Source organism: Treponema vincentii, from assembly GCF_018336815.1.
GTDB lineage: Bacteria > Spirochaetota > Spirochaetia > Treponematales > Treponemataceae > Treponema.
Genome location: NZ_CP050497.1, coordinates 1,942,197 through 1,956,669 on the forward strand (window position 1 = coordinate 1,942,197; position 14,473 = coordinate 1,956,669).

Here is a 14,473-nt window from a genome sequence, read left to right on the forward strand (position 1 = left end):
ATTATTGAGGTAAAAAATGAAACAAAAACGAGAACTTTTTAAAACAAACATCGGTATGCTCCTTGCCTGCGTAGGCTCGGCAATGGGATTGGCGAATATTTGGATGTTTCCCGCCCGCTTAGCGGAGTTCGGCGGCATCACGTTTCTTATTCCGTACCTCATTTTTTTATTCGGCTTTTCCGCATTCGGATTGATGGGAGAATATGCATTCGGACGAAAGATGCGCAAAGGACCGGTACTTGCCTTTGAATCGATTCTCGCGCAAAAAACAACGAATCCCCTACTCCGTGCCGTCGGTTGGTTTCCGGTCATAGCCCTTATCGGAATTTTATCATTTTACACCGTTATCATCGGATGGATACTGCGCTACCTTGTACTGGCGATTACCAATACATTTCCAGCGATGCCTCCCGCTTTTTTCGAATCCTTTGCAGGTACTCCCGCCAATATTCCGTGGACACTCGCCGCCCTTGTTGCAACGGCACTGATCGTCAGTCTTGGCATCCAAAAAGGCATTGAACGCTTTACCACCGTGATGATGGCAACTTTTTACATCGTCGTTACCGTGATGGTTATTCGTGCACTCACCCTGCCGGGCGCGTTACGCGGAGTTGCCATAATGCTGAGGCCTAAATGGGAAGTATTCGGTCATTTCAGAATCTGGATATATGCGCTGGGTATGGCATTCTTTACCCTCAGTCTCGGCGGAGCTGCAATGCTTGTATACGGAAGCTATATGCCGGAGGGATCCGATGTTCCCCGTACCGCCCGCCAAACGGCAGGTTTGGACTTTCTTGCTTCGATCATGTGTGCTCTGTTCACTGTTCCGGTCGCATATTCGCTCGGAATCAATCCGCAAGCGGGCGCGGCGCTCCTCTTTATTGCCGTGCCTAAAATTATCGCACACATGCCGGCGGGCTATATCTTCGGCATCCTCTTTTTTCTCTGCGCAATGTTCGCGGCCCTCACCTCTTCAATTGTTATGTTGGAAGTACCGGTTGAGTCGCTGATGTCCAAATTCAGAATCGGCAGAAAAAAAGCGGCGATTATTATCACCGTGTTAGCAGCATGTATCGCCGTACCGCTCAACTTTGACATGAGGGTATTCGGCACCTTCACCGACACTGTCGCCATCATCATTTTTCCGCTCGCAGCAGTTACAGCGGCCTTTGTCATCTTTTGGGTATATGGAGCACAGCGGACACTTGAGGATATCAACCTTCATGCCAAGCATAAGGTCGGTAATTGGTACGCCCCCTATATGCAGTATGTCTTTGTACCCGTATGCCTGATTTTAGTGATTGCCGGTATCTTCCTCGGGGGGCTATAGCGTATTATAGTTTCTATAGAACATCTCTAAAGAATTGGTTAGTTTTTTAGAGGTTCCTTAAAAGCCATTAAAGCCAATATAAGCTTGGAAAAGATTCTCAAGAAACACTTGAATTGTATATATACTCTCCGCTATGACTGCGGGACGTTTTATGATACACTCATTCCCATGACACAGCACACACACGACACGCTCTACCTGCTTGATTCCTACGGCTTAATTTACCGCTCTTACTTCGCTTTTGTCAGCCATCCGTTGACCAATAAGGCGGGTGAAAATGTTTCCGCGCTTTACGGCTTTTTTAGAAGTCTTGCGATGATTTTAAAAACATATCGGCCGCAGTATTTTCTTGCAGCCTTCGATTCCCGCACGCCGACCTTTCGGCACGAATGGTACCCCGAATACAAAGCAACCCGCGACAAGACGCCGGAAGATTTGCACGCGCAGATTCCGCATATCGAAAAAATACTGACAACACTCGGTATCACCTGCCTCCGCAAAGACGGTTTTGAGGCTGATGATATTATCGCAACCCTTGCGTGCCGCGCTGCACAAGAAGGCCGCCGCTGTGTCATTATCTCCGGAGATAAAGACTTGGCGCAGCTGGTAGGAGATTTTGTTTCGGTGCTTAAACCCGATAAGAGTGAAGCCTTGGCACAATGGGGTATCGAAGAAGTTAAGGAGCATTGGGGGGTTGCGCCTGCACAGATGCTCGACTATCTTTCGCTCATCGGCGATACTTCGGATAATATCCCCGGCGTAAAGGGCATCGGCCCCAAAACGGCTGTAAAGCTTTTGCAGGATTACGGTACGCTCGACGCTGTGTATGAACATATCGATTCCATTGCGGGAGCCGTACAAAAGAAATTGGCTGCCGGAAAGGAGAGCGCCTATTTTTCAAAAAAAACTGATAACGCTTGCCGCCGATATTCCCATCGAAGGCTCGATTGAGGATTACCGCTGCGATGCGCTGCACTATCCGGAGGCGGCCGCGCTGCTGAAAGAATATGAGCTGCCGCGCCTCGGGGAACTGTACACAAAGGCCGCCGAAGAAGCAGGCACAGCCGATGCAGCTGCCGCGCCGAATATCGCAGCAACCGGCAGTTCAGCGGATAACGGTTCGGCAAAGAACGGTTCCGGTACAGGCAATGCGGGTGCAAAACCGATAGGCGGCGCTGACGGCATACCGGAAGCCGGTACCGGTGCAGCACCGGCGGAACTCCGTAAAAATACCGGCGAGTACCGCACTGTGACGGACGCGGAAGAACTCGAAGCCGTTATCGCAGCAGCCGAAGCGCAGGGCTTTGCCGCCTTTGACTGCGAAACCACCGGTCTCAACCCGCTATACGACGCCCTTGTCGGATTTTCGCTCAGCTTAAAAGCCGGAACCGGTATCTACGTACCGCTCAAAGCGCCGGCGCCCGAACTGGGTGAACAGCCCTTCACCGTGATGCCCCTTGCCGCCGCACAGAAACTGCTCGCGCGGCTCTGGAGCAATGAAGCGCTCACCCTTGTGTTGCACAACGGCAAATTCGACTATCAGGTGCTGCGGACGGCAAAGATATTTACCCGCGCCGGCTGCCGTCTCTTCGATACGATGATAGCGGCATGGCTGCTCGAACCGGATACCCTCAGCTTCGGCCTGGAGAACCTTGCCGAAGCGCAGCTCGGCTTGCAGGGCATTAACTATAAAGACGTCGTCCCCAAGGGCTGTACCTTTGCGGCGGTGCCCCTTCCGCAAGCGACCGAATATGCAGCGGAGGATGCCGACTTCACCCTGCAATTATATCACATATATAAGCCCGCCTTGGAGCAGGCAAACTTGACCACACTTTTTGAAACGCTTGAAATGCCGCTGATGCCGCTCCTTGCGGATATGGAAGCACAGGGGATTTTCCTTAAAAAAGAAGAGCTAGCTGCGTTTTCGGAAGAATTGGCGGATACGCTTGCACGGGACGAAGCGGAAATTTACAAGCTGGTCGGCCATCCCTTTAATATCGCCTCCCCTAAGCAGCTGCAGGAAGTGTTGTTCACCGAACGGAAGCTGCCGACCGGTAAAAAAACAAAGACCGGCTACTCTACGGATATTTCCGTGCTTGAGGAGCTTGCCGCCATCGATGAACTTCCGGCAAAAATTCTCGATTACCGCGCCTCCGCAAAACTGAAATCAGGTTATGCCGATGCGCTACCCCTGCTTGCCGATACACACGGGCGGATACACACCAGTTTTATTCAGACGGGGACTGCGACGGGGAGACTTTCGAGCCGCGATCCGAACTTGCAGAATATTCCGATCAGAGGAGAAGAAGGTCGCAAAATCCGCAAGGCGTTCTACGCAGCGGACGGCTGTAAACTGATTTCCGCCGACTATGCACAGATCGAGCTGGTTATCCTCGCTCATTTTTCGCAGGATGAAAATTTAGTAAAGGCATTCCGGCACGGAACCGATGTCCACGCGGCAACGGCGGCGCTCATCTTTAATGTACCGGTTGAAAACGTTGTCCCCGATATGCGCCGCATTGCAAAGGTGATTAACTTCGGGGTGATGTACGGTATGAGCGCATTTAGGCTCGCCAATCAACTGCGCATCTCCCGCACCGAGGCGGCGGAGTTTATTACCCGCTATTTTACCACCTATTCGGGAGTATCCGCCTTTATGGAAACGCTCAAAGAGTCGGCCGCAGAAAAGGGCTTTGTGGAAACGCTGATGGGCAGACGGCGGTACATCCGCGCTATCAACAGCCGAAACCAAACGCAGCGCGCCGCAGCGGAACGGATCGCCATCAACACGCCCATTCAAGGCTCCGCCGCCGATATCGTCAAAACGGCAATGCTGCGTGTAGATCGCGCATTGAAGCAGCAGCAGTTAAAGGCGCGCCTCCTGTTACAGGTACACGATGAGCTAATCCTCGAATCCCCCGATGCGGAAGTCGATTCCGTTAAAGCGCTGTTAAAACAAGAGATGGAACACGTCGTCGAACTCGCCGTCCCGCTCCGTGTCAGCATCGAAGCAGGCAGCTGCTGGGGAGATTTCCATTAAGGTTTCAGGGTTCTGCCCTAAGAATCCGCCTTGGTTCCAGAGCTTGATTCTTATAGAGCTTCTACTTCTGCTTGAGAGAGACCCGAAATTTTACAAATATCATTGAGTGGATACCCCATAGTTAGCATTGTCTTTGCGGTTTCAAGCGCTTTTTGACGGGAACCTTTGGCAAGACCTCGTGCCTCGCCTTCATCCATCGCATCCATGAGAGCTGCCGGTAATATGTGGTATTCTCTCCGCGCTAATTCGTTCTGTTTTACCGTCTGTATCATCTGCTCTATCCTCCCTGTGTATGCCGTAGTTGCCTTGCCTGTTATTACATACTGCAAAAAGCCTCGTAACTCTTGATTGTCTGTCTCTTTAAACGCCTTGGCGTTCTCAATATAATCTTTTTTGTATCTTTTGAAAATATACGGGTATCTGCGTTGTCGCTTAACAAAAAACAGTCCTCGACGTACAGCAAGTACGCCTGCGGGTGTTTTTTGTACGCTCCTAGCATCTACTCCGCCTATTTACAAAAGGCTAACGGAAGGCTTTTTTAGAAAAGTCTGTTTCAGCAGCGGCAGGGATGCCGCTGGTTTCAAGCAGCAGCGATGTTTTGCCGAATGGCAAAACTCGTGTTTTCCGATAGACACGGACGTCTATCGGAAAACACATTTCAACATCGTAGGATGTACCGACACCGTCTTTTACCAGTACATCCAGCCGGACGGTTTTTGCACTCGATTTAGTGGTAACGCTATCTTGGGTTGACAGGTAGGTAATTTTATCGATCTTAGTAGCAAAGAGCATTTCGAGAAATTCTTTACAGATCGGTTCGGACTCCATCACTTTACAGAACATAAAATCATCGGAGATAGTTAGGTCTTCAAAAGGTTTTCTCGTCATTCGCATCTCCTACAGTCCTTATGCGACTTTCGGAGTAAAATGGCTAAAGAAATGAAGAAAAAATTACAAGTTTTTATTAAATGCTTATTTTATCAGGGGAAAATAATGTGTAATTAAGATGAACACCTGTTGAATTACACATTACCCATCAGCTAACCACTTCCCCCCCGCGACTGTTCAAGCTGTTTCAGAACCGCCACGGATGGCGGTGATTTTATGCAGAAACGAGATTTGCGTTTGACGCAAATCTCGTACTAAGGGGAGTACATGGAAGTACTCCCCTTAGTGAGCGACTTAGGGCTCTGCCCTAAGAACCCGCCTTGGTTACAAAGCATAGTTCTGAATAAAAACTATTTTCTCCCGTTGCGACAAATTCTTTGGTAACGGCGATAATTTTATGCCCGCGTAAAAACGCATTCTTATAAATTCGGCAACGTAGAAATTTTCAAATTTCGAGGCTGCCGAATTGTTACGCTTTCGTAAAGCATTGCTTAACGAAAGCGTTTTTAAACAGGCGATGTTTGCCGCACGGCAAACTCGGCATTTAACCGGAGCTGCGCTATATTAGCAGCTTCGGTTAAATCAACATTTCCGCGACCGCTTGTTCGCAATTGGATATCGGTATCGTTAACAAATGTACCTCCGTGTACATTTGTTAACTGCGAGTTTGTTTTCACAAACTCGTTTCTGCTTAAAACTACGCCCATCCATGGGCGTTCTGAATAAGTAATATTGACCTGTTTGATTTTGTGCACGGCAAAATTGGTTTTTCAGTAGCGGCACGGATGCCGCTGGTTCCATGCAGTAGCGATGTTTGAGGCGAAGCCTCAAACTCGTCGATGAAAAATGTACACGGATGTACATTTTTCATCAGGGACGGTTCACACTATTTGTGTGAGCTCTAGGGGCGACAAGCCACACGAAAGCCAAGATTGTCGTTGCTGTTGTCCGGGTTGTTGTTGTCCCGATAGGCACGAGCGGCGTTATTCGCATCATTCTTCCAGCTGCCACCGCGTTTGACGCGGTTAGAACCGGAATCAGCACCTTTTTTTGTCCCTACCGTTTAATACATTACACTATCAATGACCTAATTATACATTTCGCCATTTGTTTACCTGTTGTTTTTCTTTTTTGTTTCCTTTTGTACGGCAGGGTACCACTACAGCAATCAAAATCCATGCAAAGATTGCACCGCTTAAACAAATACAATGTACAATGGAGCGCTTCCTAAAACATAGAAAATTCCCATAAAAATTTTTCGAGCCGCTAAAGCGGCTAATCGGTGCAGTTTCATCTTTTTTTCAAAACTATACTGCACCACCTCTACACATTTTGCCGGTTCGGTTTCGCCGCATACCGCCACGGACGGTGGTGGTTCCAAACAGTAGTAAGTTTTTCGATAGAAAAACTTATCGTTGAGCAGTGTACACGGACGTACACTGCTCAACAGCCCGTTGCCGCTCAACCTCACAGGCAAAAGCGGCATGGATGCCGCTGGTTCCACGCAACAGCGACGTTTGAGGCTTCGCCTCAAACTCGTCGATGAAAAATGTACAAGGATGTACATTTTTCATCAGGGACGCGAGACCACACGCAAACCCAGATCGTAGTAGCGGTTGACGGGATAGAAGTTGCTGCCCCGAAACGCACGAGCGGCGCCGCCTGCATAGCTGCTCCAGCAGCCGCCGCGTCTGACGCGGCGAGAACCGGAATCAGCTGGGCCTGCATAATCCGGTGGCATCGGATTGGGTAAGACGCTATACCGATCCCAGCACCACTCCCATACGTTACCGCTCATGTCGTATAGCCCGTACCCATTCGCCTGCTTCTTTTTCACTTCATGCGTCTTATTATTTGCATTTCCCCCATCACTATCGCTATACCACGCATAGTTTATCAGTTGCCCTTTCACATTCGTTCCTGCCCATTTATGCTCAGTTCCGCCCATAGCTGCCCATTCCCATTCTGCCTCCGTCGGTAACCGGAACCCGTTTTTACTCCAGTCGCATACGGCATTATTCCAATCATTGTTATTAGATGTTGGTATGGCACTAAAGGTCAGTGCATCGAAGTCTACGCCTTGAACTGTATAACAGGGCTCAAGCCCGCACGCCTTACTCAGCTTATTGCAAAATGCGATTGCATGATACCAGTTCACGCTCTCCACCGGCCGTTTTTCCTGCACTTCACTGCCGTCAGGCGGATTTCCTGTTCCTTTAAACCTACTCGGATTCTCCCCCATCACCGCAGTCCACAACTCCTGCGTTACTTCCGTCTCCCCTATCCGGTAGGCAGTAAGGCTTACCGTGTGCACGTTGTTATCGCTTTGAGAGTTATCTCCTACGCTTCCGTTTGTTACCGCAGCAATATCGATCATTTTCATTTCGATAAACTTTGCATACAGCTCTTTGTTTCCGCTGCTTCCCTTTCTAATCTCCGTTACTTTTTCACCGCTGAAGTCTGCACTGGCATACCAGCCGAAAAAGATATGATCTGCTTTCTCCGCAGGTTTTAACGTGATTGTTTCTGTTTCTATCGTATACTTTGCAGGGTTGTCGGCATGGTTACTTCCCCCGTTGAGGTTGTAGGTGATGGCGTAGTTTTCAAGAAACTTGGCCCAAAGCGTTTTATTGCCCGTGCTTCCCTTTGTAATCTCCGTTACTTTTTCACCGCTGAAGTCTGCACTGGCATACCAGCCGAAAAAGATATGATCTGCTTTCTCCGCAGGTTTTAACGTGATTGTTTCTGTTTCTATCGTATACTTTGCAGGGTTGTCGGCATGGTTACTTCCCCCGTTGAGGTTGTAGGTGATGGCGTAGTTTTCAAGAAACTTGGCCCAAAGCGTTTTATTGCCCGTGCTTCCCTTTGTAATCTCCGTTACTATTCCACCGCTGAAGTCCGCTTTCTCATACCAACCCATAAAGGTATAGCCTGTTCTTTCTGCATCCTTTAAGTCAATCGTTTCCGTTTCTACCGTGTAGTTTGCAGGATTACCGCTATCATTCGTTCCATCGTTTAGGTGATACGTAATGGTATATCGGGTGAGCACCTTTACCGTACAGCTCGCTGTTTTACCGCCGTCTGTAGTTGTTACGGTAATCGTTGCCTCTCCGGTTTTTTTCGCTGTTACTTTGCCGTCTTTGTCTACCGCTGCAACATCAGGATTGTTAGAACTCCACGTTACTGTTTTGTTCGTAGCATTTGTAGGAGCAACCGTTGCGGTCAGTGTTGTACTAGTTCCTGCTACAAGACTTACCGTAGGCTTATCCAACGTTACACCCGTTACAGCGACGGCAGAAGGCGGCAAAGCCTTAAAGCTTACCTTTACCGTTACGGCAGCCGTTACTTTATGGCTATACGTTGTACTTACATTATTTGCCACAGCAGTACCGTTGACCGTCCACTTTTCTACTTCATAACCCTTTTCAGGCACCGCAGTAAACACAACTGTTTTGTCTTTTTCGACGCTTATCGGGCTTTTATTCGTTTCCGTTACGCCGTCCGCCTTTGCTTTAAGCGTACCGTGTTCCCCGGCACTAAACGTTACTGCAAATGTTTCCGGTTTAACCGTTATCTTATTCGGACAACCGGTAAACAAGGCCATTGCAGCAAGCATCAATCCTACTGCTAACCGGCTCAACAGCCGATTTATTCTTCTATTTTTATTCATACTTGTTCCTCCTAGCACTTATATATTTTCAACCGCTAAACGGTTTATTCCTTAAATTTTTTAACCGCAAAGTACGCAGAAGACGCTAAGGGGTTGGAATATGGTTTGGTATTTACCGGTGATTCTTTTGTGATTTTTGTATGCTGAGTGGTTTTATTTTAATTAACCGCAGAGACGCAGAGTACGCTAAAGTTTTGAAAGGAATGTTCTCCTCTATCTGACTCCGCATACGTGGTACTCTTTGCGGTTTAATAGGGAAAAGATTAACAGTACGTTTGCCGTCTGCAAAAATTGATGAGAAATAATGATGTTGTTGTCTGAATGTAAAAGCTGCCCGTTTTTCAGAGCGCAGACAGACTCTACGCCTGAGTTGCTGAGTTGCTGAGTTGCTGAGTTGCTGAGTTGCTGAGTTGCTGAGTTGCTGAGTTGCTGAGTTGCTGAGTTGCTGAGTAAGTGTTCCAGACGGCTACAGGTATGTCAAGTACATTGCACAGGGTTTGCGCTTTTGGGGGAGATAATCGATACTGCGGTAATAGTATACACTTATTCAGCATAATCATAAGTATAGGGGCAAATATTGAGAAATGCAAGGTCTTTTGAAAATATGCATACCGTCTACGGCGTTGCTTAGTAAAAAACAATCCTCAACGTGCAAAAAGCACGTCTCCGGTTGTTTTTTACACGCGCCTTGTATCCGGTATCACTATTTTCAAAAGTGCTGGAATTACGGGATACATACGGCATTGCTGCAAACAACTTAATTGGTAAGAGGCATAGATAATAAGCGTTAGGGATTGGAGGGGCAGCGCAGCTGTTCCGCAGGAATGAAGCGCTAGCGGAACCCCGCAAAGCCCGACGGTCGGTCAAACATCTATGTCGATGTTTGACCGGCCGAAACGCCCAAAATATAGTTACCCATTAAATATTACAACGTACCCATCAGCTAAGCACTTCCTCCCGCGACTGTTCAAGCTGTTTCAGAACCGCCGGATCAAGTTTAATGGAAAGATTTTTTTCGTTTGACGGGAGTACGGTTCCTTTCGGCGCGTTCTTCGCCCTCCGCAAATCCTTCACGGCGGTGTAGTAGAGATCGGCTTGTCCGTTCCGGCGCGCCTTTGAATAAAACACGGCGAGGTTCCCCGCTGCAATCAGCACCGGCAGTGGAACGGTCTTTCCGTTTTTGTTTTTGATAAAGACATAGCCGCCGGAATAGTCCCGCACATGAAGCCACATATCCTTGCCCCGCACGTGGTGCCGTAGCAGCTCATCGTTTTCGGCGGCTGTCCTACCGACATACAGAATCCATCCGTCATGGTAGAACGTAAGTCCCGGCCGCTCTTTTTCTTGAGCCGCCTGTTTCCGCTGCACGGGTATCTTTCTTTTATGCAGCACCTTTTCGATAAGGTAAGGATTTTCTTCAACCCGCAGCTTTGCAAGCTCTTCGTTAAGCGCGGCGAGCGTCCGCTTAGAGGCTTCGATGTCATCGGTGAGCGCCTCAAGCCCCGAAACAGCTTTTTTATACCGCTCATAGTATCCGGCGGCATTTTCCTGCGCGGTTTTTCTCGGGTCGAGGGCAATGCGGATAATCCGGTTGTCCGCCGCATAATCTTCCAGTTTTACGGAAGAGGTACCCTGTGGAATCCGGTAGAGATTTGCCAAGAGTAAATCACCTTGATGTTTCAGCGTATCCGCCTGCAAAAACGAATGCTTTTTTGCTTCGAGCTTTTCCAGCGCACGGGAAATCTTCTCTATTTTAAGACCGTAAAAACGCTCCGCTTCCGCACGCAGCGCTTCGAGCGAAAGCACAGGCGCCTGCCGCACATACCATTCATCAATCGCTTCGTTAAAGGTCTTGGACGCATCATAGCTGCGGATGGTGTAGGTTTTTACCGGTTTGTCAGCGGCAGGAGAAGATACGACAGCAGACGTGTTTTTTGCATTCGATGCGGAAGATACAGCAGCGGATGCGCTTTCTGTGGTCTTTGCTTCAACGTCCGTCGCAACACTTGGCTTGTTTCCAAAAGTCTGCATCGCAGCCGCTTCGATTTCTAACCTACCGGCAGTCTGATGTTCCCGCGGCAGGGGCTGCCATGGCTCTCCGCTCACTTCATGGCGGGAAGGTCGGCGGTAAAAGGCATCGACGATAATGCCGTTATCGACAAGCAGCATATTCGCCGCCCCGCTCCACAGCCGGATATAGAGGTAGAGCATACCTGAAGCGGTCTCCAACGAAAGCCTGACAATGCGGTCGTTGTTCAGCTGAACGGCCTCGGTAATCTTGGCGCCGCGGAGACGGGAACGGAGCAGCTCCATAAAACGGAGCGGCTTGTCGAACTTAGGAATCTTCCGCGTAGTTTCATGCAGGCGGCACGCCCCCGGTTCAAGACAGATGACCAAACTCATCGGGCGGGTCTTATAGAGGTGCAGCACCATCACGGAATAGGATGACTGTACCACCTTTTGTATGTATGAGCCTTCCAAATCGAGCTCTTCCAGAATTTTATCAATTTCAGCGCAATTAAGCGACATCCATACCTCCAGTCACAGGGCAAACGCATCAGATACTTTTGAAAATATACGGCGCATCTACTGCGTCGCACGCTGAAAATAAATGCTCAACGTATCATAGATACGCCTGCGCTTTATTTTCAGCTAACTCCTTGTAGCTACACCATCTATTTTCAAAAGCACTGGTTCTAGGCAGTAGTATCCGTTATCTTGTGAAATGGCATCTATCGGTCTGATGCGTTTGCCCTGAGCTTAAAGAAATGATACCTAAAATTTCGATCAGGAGGAAGGCATCTCGATGATGTTGTCGGCGAGGTACTCGGCTTCGTCGCGGTCATGGGTAACGTATATTGCCGTGTACCGCATTTCAGCTTGATGTTTTTTGAGCTCTTCGCGGAGTTTAAGCCGTAACGGAGCATCGAGAGCGGAAAGCGGTTCGTCGAACAAGACCACGAGCGGGTTTACCGCAAGCGCCCGCGCAAGGGCGACACGCTGCCGCTCCCCGCCGGAGAGTCCTTCAATCCGTCTTTTTTCCATACCGGTCAAACCGAAACGTTCGAGCCATTCCGCAGCAGCCCGCCTGCTTTCCCTTTTTGATATCCCTTGCGAAACGAGGCCGTACCCGATATTGTCTTCGACACTTAAATGAGGGAATAGCGCATAGTCCTGAAAGACCATACCGACGCTGCGGTTTTTGACAGGCTCATCGGTAATATCACGTCCGTTCAAAAAAGACGTTTCCCGAATCGGCGGGCAATAAACCTGCGATCATTTTAAGCACGGTTGACTTACCGCAGCCCGACGAACCGAGCAGCGCAAGCGTCCCAGCCTTTTCCACCGAACAGGAAAGACTGATAGTCTTTGACGGCAACCGCTTCGTCAAACAAACAAGCCGGAGAAATGCCTCACTTCCTCCATTCTCTCTATTTATCGGAAAAACCATCGAATCACCTTTCATATACGTTCCCTACCATACGCACTTTTGATACACAGGGCAACCGCACTTTAATCTTTCCAAGCGGTTGTCTTCCTTACGTTCAAAATTTTAAATAAAATTTTGAACGCTTTTTTCCACAGAAGGACAAACGCATCAGACAGGTTGATATAAATCGCAAAATAAAGAGGCCGTGAGACCATTTGAACCATCTTCAACTGCTGTACATCCGTGTACAGCAGTTGAAGGCGAGTTTTGTGTGCACACAAAACATCGCTACTGTATGGAACTACTGCCATCCATGGCAGTTCTGGTTGAACGGCCTCTTTATTTTGCGGGACAATATGAACACTGTACTTCCTTGTACAGTGTTCATAACAAGTTTTTCTAACGAAAAACTTGCTGCTGATTAGTATCACCGCCATCCGTGGCGGACATGACAAAACGTCTAATGCGTTTGTCCGCGCTCCCTCGCCGTGTCTTGAATATAAAAGAGCGAGCCAGTCAGCACAGCAAGAATCACCGCGATACCGGCGCTTTCGGTGAACCGATACGAACCGGCAAAGCGGAACAGCATCAGCGCGAGATTTTCAAAGTTCGGAATGTGGAGCAGAAGCGGCAGCGATGCGTCCCCCGCGCTGATTGCAAACACGCAGCACAGCGCAGATATAATACCGGTTTTGCATAACGGTAGAAATACCCGAAAAAATGCATCCGTGCGGGTAGAGGACAAAAGATGGGCGGCGTCGAGTACCGAACGGGGAATTTTTGCGAGGCAGGTCTCTATTTGCATCCACGCAAAGGGCCACGCAAGCGAACTTTGCACAATAACCAGCAACAGCAGCGACGGCACAGTATCAAGCTTCAACCACCCCGATCCCAGTACAATAGAAGAAACTGCAAAAGGAATGAGCGGCAGGCTTTTATACCACTTCCGATTTGATTGAAACGCTGCATACGCAAAAAAAAGCGCAGCCGTTACGGAAAGCACAGCGGTGCCGATCCCTGTCTGTATGGTCTGCCGCACCGCGCCCCAAAAGTGAGGCCGCTGTAAAAGCTGTCGCCACGCATCAGCGGTTATCGTGAGCGGCGCCTTAGGACTCGACAGAGAGTACCACACCAGAGAAGCGAGCGGAAACAGCAAACAAAAACAGATAACACAGATAAGCGCGGCAAAAAAGACATATTCTGCTGCGCCGCCGATGTTCAACCGAATGCGGGCGTATTGGGTGTTTTCAGCATGATCGGGTGTTCTATTCCTTAAATAAGCGTACAGCCCTACCGCAGCCGCTGCGATACCGGTTTCCACCAGCGCAATATACGCCGCGGTACTCGCGTGTATATCTCTGCGGATGGTTTGATACAACTCAACCTCCAGCGTTGTTACGCCGAGACCGCCCAGCAACAGAATAATCACAAAGCTGAAAAAACAATATAAAAAGATAATGACGAACGAAGCACACAGCGGCGCCTTCAATGCCGGAAAGATCACCGTACTAAAAATGCGCAGCGGTGAGGCTCCGAGCAAAAGAGCGGCTTGTTCGGTTTCCTCAGGGAGTTGTTCCCATGCGGCGGATACGGTACGCATCGTGATGGGAAAATTATAAAAGGTGTGTACAAGCACAATGCCGCCCGTCGAATAAAGGAAGGTGCCGATTGAAAGCTGCCCTGCCGAAAGCGCCGCAAGCAGTTTATTCAGTAAACCGTTTTTTCCGAAAAAAGAGGATAAACGCAAGCGCGATAACCACCGGCGGCACGCTCAAGGGTATCGCCGAAAGAGAGAGCAACAACTTTCGTCCGAAGAACCTCCGGCGGGCGCAAAAAAACGCCGCACAGAGGCCGATACCGCTTGCCCCTGCCGCAGAGAGAAATGCTTGCATCACGGTAAAACGGGCAGCTTTCCATAAAGGCCGGAACGACACTGCAGAAGCGCCTCCGCCAAAGGCCGGAAAAACGGCAGCTCCGAGCGGTACGAAAAAAGCAATCAGCACCGCACAGAATAACAACCCGCCGCCTACTACAAAAGCGTTTTGCAGTAGTGTCCGCTTCGCAGCGTTCCAATTCACTGAATCCATACAATTCTGCGATAAAAATGCAAAAATA

7 protein-coding genes and 4 pseudogenes are annotated in these 14,473 nt (G+C 49.1%); 2 read left to right on the forward strand and 9 right to left on the reverse strand.

The annotated features are described in order from the left end of the window. Positions 1 to 16: 16 nt before the first annotated feature. The gene (locus tag GWP40_RS08805) at positions 17 to 1,330 is read left to right on the forward strand and encodes a sodium-dependent transporter (RefSeq protein ID WP_212565042.1); all 1,314 of its coding nucleotides are present in this window, start codon (positions 17 to 19) and stop codon (positions 1,328 to 1,330) included. 168 nt (positions 1,331 to 1,498) lie between these two features. Next, a pseudogene (gene polA / locus GWP40_RS08810) lies at positions 1,499 to 4,370 on the forward strand (DNA polymerase I). A gap of 50 nt (positions 4,371 to 4,420) precedes the next feature. Here the strand turns inward: polA and GWP40_RS13605 are convergent. From GWP40_RS13605 to GWP40_RS12880, 9 genes and pseudogenes are all read right to left on the reverse strand, one after another. Beyond that, positions 4,421 to 5,258 (reverse strand): annotated as a pseudogene (locus GWP40_RS13605) (nuclease/transposase family protein). A gap of 506 nt (positions 5,259 to 5,764) precedes the next feature. Continuing rightward, on the reverse strand, positions 5,765 to 5,935 hold the full coding sequence (locus GWP40_RS08825; protein WP_212565043.1) for a hypothetical protein: 171 nt from the start codon (positions 5,933 to 5,935) through the stop codon (positions 5,765 to 5,767). A 224-nt stretch (positions 5,936 to 6,159) separates the two neighbouring features. Continuing rightward, positions 6,160 to 6,297 (reverse strand): annotated as a pseudogene (locus tag GWP40_RS13610) (SUMF1/EgtB/PvdO family nonheme iron enzyme); the annotation flags it as partial. Between the two features lie 370 nt (positions 6,298 to 6,667). Continuing rightward, on the reverse strand, positions 6,668 to 6,832 hold the full coding sequence (locus tag GWP40_RS08835) for a hypothetical protein (protein ID WP_212565044.1): 165 nt from the start codon (positions 6,830 to 6,832) through the stop codon (positions 6,668 to 6,670). Beyond that, on the reverse strand, positions 6,832 to 8,928 hold the full coding sequence (locus GWP40_RS12875; protein ID WP_230974358.1) for an SUMF1/EgtB/PvdO family nonheme iron enzyme: 2,097 nt from the start codon (positions 8,926 to 8,928) through the stop codon (positions 6,832 to 6,834). Before GWP40_RS12875 ends, GWP40_RS08835 begins: the two co-directional genes overlap by 1 nt. Before the next feature lie 939 nt (positions 8,929 to 9,867). Beyond that, a complete protein-coding gene (locus GWP40_RS08855) occupies positions 9,868 to 11,457 on the reverse strand; it encodes an NFACT RNA binding domain-containing protein (RefSeq protein WP_212565045.1) in 1,590 nt (529 codons plus the stop codon). A 258-nt stretch (positions 11,458 to 11,715) separates the two neighbouring features. After that, positions 11,716 to 12,379 (reverse strand): annotated as a pseudogene (locus GWP40_RS08860) (ABC transporter ATP-binding protein). A gap of 439 nt (positions 12,380 to 12,818) precedes the next feature. Further along, positions 12,819 to 14,105: an ABC transporter permease gene (locus GWP40_RS08865; RefSeq protein ID WP_230974359.1), complete on the reverse strand. Its 1,287-nt coding sequence runs from the start codon at positions 14,103 to 14,105 to the stop codon at positions 12,819 to 12,821. Further along, entirely contained in the window at positions 14,062 to 14,445 is a 384-nt protein-coding gene (locus tag GWP40_RS12880) for a hypothetical protein (protein ID WP_230974360.1), read from the reverse strand. Before GWP40_RS12880 ends, GWP40_RS08865 begins: the two co-directional genes overlap by 44 nt. Positions 14,446 to 14,473 lie beyond the last annotated feature (28 nt).

Coding starts and splice junctions, on each gene's coding strand:
- GWP40_RS12875 (WP_230974358.1), bottom strand. CDS start 8,928: ATGAATAAAAATAGAAGAATAAATCGGCTGTTGAGCCGGTTAGCAGTA.
- GWP40_RS08835 (WP_212565044.1), bottom strand. CDS start 6,832: ATGAAAAATGTACATCCTTGTACATTTTTCATCGACGAGTTTGAGGCG.
- GWP40_RS08855 (WP_212565045.1), bottom strand. CDS start 11,457: ATGTCGCTTAATTGCGCTGAAATTGATAAAATTCTGGAAGAGCTCGAT.
- GWP40_RS08805 (WP_212565042.1), top strand. CDS start 17: ATGAAACAAAAACGAGAACTTTTTAAAACAAACATCGGTATGCTCCTT.
- GWP40_RS12880 (WP_230974360.1), bottom strand. CDS start 14,445: ATGGATTCAGTGAATTGGAACGCTGCGAAGCGGACACTACTGCAAAAC.